Source organism: Okeania sp. (assembly GCF_983059655.1).
In genome coordinates this window covers 1-9,906 of sequence record NZ_CEZPJD010000255.1, presented here as the reverse complement: position 1 = coordinate 9,906, position 9,906 = coordinate 1, and the positions used below count along the sequence as shown (strand labels likewise).

The 9,906-nt window shown below is 38.4% G+C and carries 3 protein-coding genes and 1 other RNA gene; all 4 read right to left on the bottom strand.

Annotated elements, in window-relative coordinates; genetic code table 11:
• Positions 1-144 precede the first annotated feature (144 nt).
• The 4 genes from AC3DU7_RS15540 to ssrA all read right to left on the bottom strand — a co-directional run bounded on the left by AC3DU7_RS15540 (position 145) and on the right by ssrA (position 9,703).
• The gene (locus AC3DU7_RS15540; RefSeq protein ID WP_488040235.1) at positions 145-1,638 is read right to left on the bottom strand and encodes a M48 family metallopeptidase; all 1,494 of its coding nucleotides are present in this window, start codon (positions 1,636-1,638) and stop codon (positions 145-147) included.
• 703 nt (positions 1,639-2,341) lie between these two features.
• Positions 2,342-5,278 (bottom strand): response regulator, encoded by a 2,937-nt coding sequence (locus AC3DU7_RS15535; protein ID WP_488040234.1) that lies wholly within the window; start codon positions 5,276-5,278, stop codon positions 2,342-2,344.
• A 1,082-nt stretch (positions 5,279-6,360) separates the two neighbouring features.
• Positions 6,361-8,385, bottom strand: a complete 2,025-nt coding sequence (bchD, locus tag AC3DU7_RS15530; RefSeq protein ID WP_488040233.1) for a magnesium chelatase ATPase subunit D — start codon at positions 8,383-8,385, stop codon at positions 6,361-6,363.
• Between the two features lie 924 nt (positions 8,386-9,309).
• Positions 9,310-9,703, bottom strand: a transfer-messenger RNA (tmRNA) gene (ssrA, locus tag AC3DU7_RS15525).
• Positions 9,704-9,906: the final 203 nt, after the last annotated feature.

Here is a 9,906-nt window from a genome sequence, read left to right as displayed (position 1 = left end):
CCGACGCGGGTTCCGACCGCTTGCGTCTGACGCCGACGTGGGGTCGCACCGCTGTTGCCTGTTGCCTATCATCACCATCAGACTTTTTCAGCAAACCCTAATTATTAATTATTAATTGCTTATTAATTGCTGAATACTCCTTCTCTAAATTTCTGAAAAATCCTTTTTCTTTTCTACTAATAATGCTTTAGCTTTTGCCTGAATTTTGGCATGAAATACTACTCCTTCATAAGCATAACGATTATAACCATTATTAACAATTAACTCCTCTAAATAACGTACTCTTTCTGCCGTTTCTGGGTGAGTGGATAACCAAGCAATAATACCTCTATCTTCTTTATCTTCATTCAGAGTCTTCATCAAATTTCTTAGCCCATCTGCTGCATAATCTGCTGATACTAAAATTCGCGTTCCTAATACATCTGCTTGACGTTCCATTTCTCGACTATAGTTAAGTACAATTAAATTACTAACTACACCACCCGCATAAGGAATATATTGAGTAACACTACCAATTAAATTACCTTCAGACATTAACTGAAATCCATGAGATAATACAGTATGAGCTAATTCGTGAGCAAGTAAACCTGCTAATTCTGCTTCAGAATTTGTTTTAACTATTGCTCCTAAATTAATAAATATTTGACCGCCTGGTAAAGCAAAAGCATTCAGGTTTTCATCATTGATTATATAAAACTGATACTCAAACTCGTCTCTACCAGTCATTTTTGCAAGTTTTTGACCAATAGTATTAACATACTCAAGAATTGTTTCATCCTCAACCATAGGTAAACTTTTAGTGGCAGATTTTGCTAAATTTTCACCAATTTTTGATTCCCCTCGCAGCATTAATGCTGTTGTTTGAACTGCATTCATAGCAGCAAATGGATTGCCAGTAAGAGCTACTCCTAAAGCACCAGTAACAACGTTAGCAATTGTATTTCCTCTTAATTTTGATTTGAGCTGAGACTGAAATTTTTTTCTATAGGTTTCTGCTAATTGATTAAATTCATCTACTTGTGAATGTTCGGGATTCATCAAAGCAAATTGTTGGGCAGATAAAGTTGCTTCTAACCATTTTTTTTCATTTGCTAGGGTAGTAATTTGAGCTTTGATTAATTCTGGTTCATTAGGATATAAACCTGCTGCTTTATGTAATATTTCTAAGGCTAATTCTGTTTGTTCATCAGCTTTTAAGACTTCTGCAAGTTTAATATGAGCTGGAATAAATTCAGGATATTCTTTGACTAATAATTCTAAAGCTATAAATATTTGAGTCTCTAAATTTTTAGCTAATCCTGCTTGTGCTTGTCGCCAATAAACTTGAGCTGTTACTGGTAATTCTGTGGGTTCATAAATTGGTTGAGGGCGATTAATTTTAGCTTCAATATCTTCAGAAAATGATTCTTTTACTTCCCGGTAAAGTTTTTCGGCTGCTGCTTTTTCTCCTGCTAAATAAAGTCGGTCTGCTTCGGCTAATTTTTGCTCTGGTGTTTCTGGCTGAAAAATCGTAGGAAATATTTTTACTGACGGAGGTTTTTGAGGTTGATTTTCTAGAGTATTTGTTTCTGCTAAAGCTAAGTTTTGCAGAGAAAATAAGCTGATTATAATTGTGAAATAATTTAGTACAAGTTTCATAATAGAGAATAGTTCAACAATTAATAATGAATAATGAATAATTAATAATTAATAATTAGGGCTTGCTAAATAAAGCTAAAAGTCAGGATAGCTAAGGTAATGGAGCTTTTTATATTCAATTTATCTCCTAGTTTATGGCTCTTATTGGCATCAATTTACTGAAATTTTCTGCTGAAATTCAAGAAAATTTCTTCACATAAAATGGCCGAAACTGTTGTCTGTGTTCCCATCTCCCCGTCCCCGCGTCTCCGCGTCCCCGTGTCTTACCCCACCAACCAATTTTTTCAGCAGACCTTAATTAATAATTACCTCTCCTTGAAAAGAAGAAGATTGACTAATCATGAAAATTTTTCTTTACTATCCCCTTAAAAGGGGAGGCTTTAAACCACAATTTTTTCGGTAATAGGCAACAGGCAACAGGCAACGGGGAACGAAAAGATGGTAAATTAGGAATAGGAATAAGTATTTCACTTTATGCCTATTATCGTTAAAAATATTACCGAATAATTAAGATTAAATATCAAACTCAGTTATATAGCTGTCGCACTCTATACTTCTATTCAATGCAGGCATAAAATAAAGCCTTACCAATCAATACTTTTGACTGTCTTGAGTGTGTCTTACATTTTGAGGAAACCTCAGAATTACACACTCGATGCATGACTTTTGACTTCTGCGTAGTGACACTAGATAATTCTCACTTTCATCCTTCCTTTCTCCTGACTCCTGACTCCTGACTCCTGACTCCTTCTTTTCTCAATAAACTTTTTACAGTATCTAATACCTTTTCTTCAACATAAGGTTTTGTCATATAAGCACAATTTTTAACTAATTGTTCAATTGGTACGCCCATTCTGGATCTACCACGAGAAGTCATAAAAACTATTGGTAAATCTTGTAACTTAGAATCTTTTCTAATTTTCAAAGCTAACTCTTGACCACCCATTTTTGGCATTTCTATATTTAATGAAATCAAATCAACCTGTAAATTAGTTTGCAACTTTTCCCAAGCTTCTAACCCATTTTTTGCCACTTCTACCTGATAGCCAGCTTTGATAAAAGTCATACTCAAAAGTTCACGAACAGTAATAGAATCATCCACAATTAAAATGGTATCAAGCTTCATACATCTGTTCAAAACATTATTGATAGTTTCTAATATTCTTTCCTCAGTAAAAGGCTTGTTAAAATAACAACAATAATTAAACTTTCTTTGAATTTCTTTCTTCTTATTTCTAGGTATACTACGATTAGTCAAAATAGCGATTAATACATTTTTTAACTTAGAATCATTTCTGATTTTTTTAGTTAGTTCATAACCATCCATTCTCGGCATTTCTATATCTAATAAAATCAAGTCAACGTGTAAATTATTTTGTAATTTTTCCCAAGCTTCTACTCCATCTCTAGCAATTTCTACCTCATAACCAACATTCCTAAAAGTCGTACTTAAAAGTTTACGAACAATAATAGAATCATCAACAATTAGAATAGTATAAGATTTCAGCCATTGACGACTGGAAGCATCACTCCAATCGATAATTGCTTCTTGCAAAGCTCCTACTGAAAATTTTGCTCCTACTAAATTAGCACCTCTAAGATCGGCTTCAGTAAATACTGCCCCCTCACAGTTAGTATTCTGTAGATCGGCACCGCTGAGGTTAGCACCTTGAAAATTCAAACCCTGCAAATTTAAACCACTTAACACGCAATTAGAAAAATCATTATCTCCCACTTCCAACCTTTTCCGAATTCCCTCTTGCCATAGCTTTCTAATCACACCTTTGTGAGCAAACCCACTCGTCAAATAACGTAACTTACCATCACATTCTATACCGTGAAGATTACCTTCAGCATCATACCAGTTGAGCCAAGGTAACAAGCCCTCTGGAGAGTTAAGGGTAAAATTTTCACCCTCCTGATAAGCATCTCCACCTTGAGAATAACCACGCCCTACACAACTGATAAAATTTTCCTCTACTTTCGCCTCATCCTGAGTCAATAATGTTTGCCAAATTCTTTCCTGCACGCTGAAGCCAAAGCGCCCGTTAGAATATACCATCCAGAGTAAATCAATTGTTTGCAAATCTAGTAAGGGCAATTTATTAATAAATTTCCAATTGAGGCAACCAGGAAGATAACCATAAAGCGAACAAGAAGGAAACTCCTGTTGATGAATACTGGCAAACATTGTCTGGTAGTATTTCAGCAAGTCAGTGAGTTCGCGAAATCTATCTTGTTGAGTATTTTTGTTAATTGTCTTCAAAATTTCCCGAATTTCGCTAACACCTCTGTGTACTTCTACTCTTAGGGAAATTTCACACAACAGGCGGAAAGTTTCCCAGTCTGCTTTTTGCCATTGAGATGCTGCTAATAAATCTCGCAAATTCCGATAGTTAACCCCCAGTGCCGAACGCAATTCTAGATCGGTTACAGATTTTTTTTCAGGGTTAAACATGACATCTTTGGGACGTTGCCAGATTTTTTCAATAATTTGAGCGATCGCCTCTGCCACAGTTTCTGATGAAACATAACCTTCCCCTAACCGTTGCCACAACTTGGAAGGTATATAGTAAGGGCGAGACATTTTTTGATAAAGTTCTTTAGCAAAACCTCCCGTTAGTCCAACCGGAATCACCACCGCACCTGCTGCCATGGCAATTTTAGCCTCCTGTTTAGCTCCAGGCCCACCTTCAATAAGTATATATATTGATGCCATCTGAGCCAGAATTGCTCGGCGCTCAGATAGAGTTTTGCCTCCATACAAATTTACACCATATTCCCACGGTTCAAATCCAACAGGCTGAATATGATAAACTGGGGCCGACTTATTTTGCTGTTGATACTCTCGCCAGAAACTCAGGGACACTCCTTCGGGTACGCCCATAATTCCACCCGTCAACAGAGCTAAATTTTCTAATTTTGCTAGTTGTCTACCAGTAGCTTTGCATATTGCCTCCGTAGTCACACCCCAAAATGAGGTACTACCAATAATAGCGACTCTACGCTGACATTCAATTTGAGCAATTAACTGTTGAGATTTTGGAGTTTGAGTTTGTTCGGAAGAAGTGGGAGAAGTTATATCAGTTGGTAGGTTTGCTTGATATTGTTCATAATCATCTGACTCACGACAGACAAAAATTATTTTCCAGGGGAGAGAGCTGTGTTGCAAAAATTTCACCACTTCTGTCATGGCTATTTTTGCAGCCCAATCTCTGGGAAAACCACGCATTCCCGTGCTGATACAGGGAAAAGCCAGAGTATGAATTTGATTTTTTGCTGCTACCTCCAGACAGTTGCGATAACATTGAGCTAATTTTTGACTAGAGATTTGGCTATTAGTTTTATCCCAAATAGGGGCACAAGTGTGAATGATATACGAAGCCTGGAGTTGATAGCCCTTAGTGATTTTAGCTTCACTGGTATCGAGCCATTCTATTTGTCTAGTTGCACTTCTAAGTGCTTCTCCTGCTACTTGATGAATTTTGGTACATAGTCCGTAACTGCGGAGATTATTGTTAGTTGGATTAACAATTGCCTCTACTTGCTGAGAAATAATATCTCCTTGAGTAATGGCTATACGTTCACTCAGTTGAAGATTTTCTTTAAGAATATGGCAGTTTTTACCTAAAATATTCATTAATTTAATTTGTTTAATATTGGTATATATATATTTAGAACTTACGCAATACAGCGTATTTTCCTCCGAAGCAACCCACAGGGTTTGCGTAGCAGCCCCGAACGGAAAGCAATCTCAAATCCTAAATTTTTCATACTTGATGCGTAAGTCCTGATATTAATAATTATAATACATAAATTCTATTTTATTTATGGATGTAGGGAGATTATAGAAGTAGTCTAATCAGCAATATATCTTTAGCATTATAGGTGGTAAATGTTTCAGGTTAGAGATAAGTAGATATATCCAGTAAATAAATAAATCTTTTTTCTAACCCTTGTAGGGAAATTTTTTAAAACGTCTATACATAATTTTTCACGCCTATGTCTAGTTTATTTTTTCTTCTCAAGGCCGATGCTTCTCGTTTCCTATATTCTACTTAGGGTTTGCGCTTCACTAGTCTTTTTTTCAGAGGAGTCGCCAGAATCCAGAATTCAGAATCCAGGAGGAATGAGATTCCGAGAAGAAATAGCTAGAAGAATCTTCCCTTGATTTTCTAACCATATTTTTGCCCAAAACCCAGATTTTTGAACTGGAACTACCTAAAAGCTGATACTCCCTTAGTACCTGCAAAGTCTGAAACCTTTGCCATTAAAAACTTTGATATTTAATCAGCAAGCCCTACTTATCTGGACATGATATTATCACTTGTATCATGTTCGGTTAAATACTTATACTTTGGCAGATGGAAGGCAGAGGGCAGAAAGCAGAGAGGGAAGTTTGAAGTGAAGAAGTTTTTATAACTAATCATCCGAACATGATATTAACAATTACAGCAGATTCCATCAGGGGTGAAGTACACTCAATAGCGGGCATCTTGCCCGCATTGAAAACATTCCCTCATTAGACATCTCCAGAAAAGAGGGAACAGGGAACACCGGAGCTGGGAACAGGGAAGAATAATTGATAATTTATGGATAAGAATTGATTTTATTTTTGATTTTTGGAGATGTCTATTAATATTTGTACTTCATATACGACCGAATCTGCTGTAAATACCAAGGCACTTACTGATAACTGATAACTGTTCACTGATAACTGATTCACCCAATAGCATCCTTGAGAGCATTCTGAGTCATAGCAGCGATCGCTTGATCTGTCGCTTTAGGTAAATGATAATACTTACCCCCCGCTTGCTTTGCCAACTCCTTCGCAAACCCAGTCGAAACAAACTTATTCTCAGTATCAATCATCAATAACTGAATCCCCAAACCCCGAACCTTACTAGCAATTTCCAACAACTCCTCCTTAATATTCGGCTTTTCATCATCCAATATTGGCTCGCCCAACGAACGTGCCAACGGAATATTACCCCGTCCGTCCGTAATAGCCACAATTACCACCTGCCCAACATCACCAGACTGTTTAGCATTCACACCCACTCTTACCGCCTGAGTCAAACCATGGGCCAAGGGTGAACCACCACCACAAGGCATCTTTTCCAAACGTCGTCGTGCTGTAGTTATCGAACGAGTAGGCGGTAACAACACCTCCGCCTGTTCCCCCCGAAAAGGAATCAACGAAACTTGGTCTCGACTCTGATAAGCCTCCGTCAACAACTGCATCACTGCTCCCTTCGCCGACTGCATTCTATTTAACGCCATCGAACCCGAAGCATCAACCACAAACACCACCAAAGCACCAGCTTTTCTGGCCAAACGCTTTGCCCGCATATCAATAGGTTCCACAATCACTCGGCGATTTGGCTGACGTTCGCGCCGAGACTTCTGATAAGGAGCAGCAGCTCGCAAAGTCGCATCAACTGCAATACGTCGCACCTGACCCTTGGGCAACATCGGCTTCACATAACGCCCTCGGTCTTCAGAAAAAATCACACTCCGACTACCAGACTTACCTTGACGGTTTGCTGTTTGAGCAAACATCAACACACTATCATCCAACACCACTCCCTCTGGGTCAAACAAAAATTCTTCAGGAATACTGGCCTCTTCTTCCTCTGGAGGTTCCGGGTTTTCCTCGTCCTCCTCCTCATCCTCCTCTTGTTCATCTTGAGACTGGTCTTCTGGTGGGGGTGGCGGTGGAGGTGGTGGTTGTTGCTCCTCTTCTGGAGGAGTTTCCACTATTGTTGCCCGTGGGACAATAACTAATTCCACGGCCCGACGCAAGTCATCAGCATTAATTGTTGTCCGTCCATCCAATGCTGCTGATGCTTTGGCTACTCGCACGGCAAAAAGTTCTGCCCTATGTCCTTGCACACCTCCACGAATTGCTTCTTCTACTAAATATTGGATTTGTTCATTGGTGATGGTGACATCTTTTACCCACTCCCTGGCCAAAAGAATCTGAGTTTTGAGATTATCTATATCTTCTGTATATCGTTCGAGAAAAGCTTGGGGAGATTTAGCATAAGCTAAAGCTTGTTCTACTGCCTCCACTCGTTGGTCTAAACCTAAAACCATATCTGCTGAGAGGGCGATCGCTATCCTATCCAATAAATGTTCTCGTAGTGGCCCTTCTTCTGGATTATAGGTAGCGATAAATAGAGGTTTACAAGGATGTTGAAAACTAATTCCCTCCCGCTCTATCTGATTTCTCCCTTCTGTTAAGACTGTGAGTAATAAATTGGCAATATTGTCGTCCAGCAGATTAATTTCATCTACATATAATACTCCTCGGTGAGCTGATGCTAATAATCCTGGTTGAAAAACCGTTTCTCCCTGTGTAACTGATTTTTCTACATCTACTGAACCTAATAACCGATCTTCTGTTACTCCTAGAGGAACTTGAATAAAAGGTGCAGGTATAACTTTAGTGAGAACTTCTGTTGAAGTGGGGTGGGCATACTGCTCTAATAGTTGGTCGTCCCATGCTTCGGGATAGTTAGGATTACAGTTACTAATGGAATCTTGAACAATTTCAATGGGAGGTAGGAGTGAATGTAGCGCTCTGGCCATTACTGATTTGGCAGTACCACGACGGCCAGCAATGGCAACTCCTCCTAATTCCGGATCGACGGCGGTTAACAATAGGGCTAGTTTGATTGCTTCTTGTCCGACTACAGCAGCTAGAGGAAAGTTGATGATGGGGGGAGGGTTTACTACAGGCATAGTTTAAATATTTTGACTCTTGGTTTTTAGGATATCAAAATAATGGGACATATTTTTTTTTCTATCGGGGTTGACGGTGGTGAAATGATGTACATGGTCAATGATGAAAATATTCTAGTGCGGGCATCTTGCCCGCGATGAGTGTACCTTATAACAACGGAAAGCACTGTATTTACGGTTTGATACAGAATCAAATCACGATAAAAACTTCTCTAATGTTTGTCAAGGTCAGCGATCCCTTCAAATACTAAATTCGATATATCTTTAAGTTTAAGCTACACATTTTTCTAATTAAACTCTTTAATTTTTAGCTATTGAATTAAATATAATAAGGTTTACGATATTGATAAGTTATAATTATTTGTAACATTATTAATATATATGCATAAATAAGGGGTTTTACCCCTTATGGGTGTTATACTACGTTTAGTAGATGCACCCTGATAGTTATTTGTCCCTTGGTCAGTTTTGGCAAAGGGGCTTTTTTTTTTGATGATATGGGTGTTTGGTTTAATGAAATTTATGCTTTGTTCGATTTATGATATTTTTTTTTAATTATTTAAATAGTGGGTTTTACCCCTTACTGGTGCTATACTACGTTTAGTAGATGCACCCTGATAGTTATTTGTCCCTTGGTCAATATAGACAAAGGGGCTTTTATTTTTTAGCTAATAAAAATACTCAAGCTTTTGCTACATTTTGAAGTGCGTAATGTAGGTTACAAAAAACCTCTAAAAAAAACCGCTTTATGCTCAAAAGTCAAAAAACGGCTTTAGGATAATTGTTATCTTTTCTTTTGCAGGCTTAATACCCCAGCGTCTAAACGGTGCTTAAAATTGCTTGGGGTTTGTAGAGAGGGAGTGGCCGATCGTTGACTATCAATGAGAAACTTTCTCTTATGCTTTATGCCTTCTTCAAATTGTTAAATGGAGCATATGGGAGTTGAACCCATGTCCAAAATGGCTATTTACTCTTCGCTCATTCACAGGTTTAGCTCTTGTTAACCCTCAGAGCCGGGACCATCCATTATCCCGGATGGCGGGATTCTCTAGTAAGTCTTAACCAGCAGCTGACTAGAGACAGTTTACTGGTGCATCCGTTGGGGTTAGGTCTGCAATCCTTAACGGAGTCAAACTACAGACGCTCGAACCTATAAGAGGTGTTTTCGCAATTAAGCTACAGCTACTTGCTTACGAGCAAAAGGTACAATGTTGTTTGCACTTATTATTTTTTGAGCCCGGTATTTGCGAGAGAAGACTCACTCTCGACCTGAATCACAAAGTAGATTTCACCACCCTGTCGAAACCGTTAATGCCCCGTATTATTCTTTTATCTTACACAATTATTTTTATTATGACAACTGTTGAATTTAGAATTTAGAATTTAGAATTCAGGAGTCATTTAGATATCTCTAGAAAAGAGGGAACAGGCAACAGGCAACAGGGAACAGGGAACAGGGAACAGGGAACAGGGAACAGGCAACAGGCAACAGGCAACAGGCAACAGGCAACAGGCAACAGG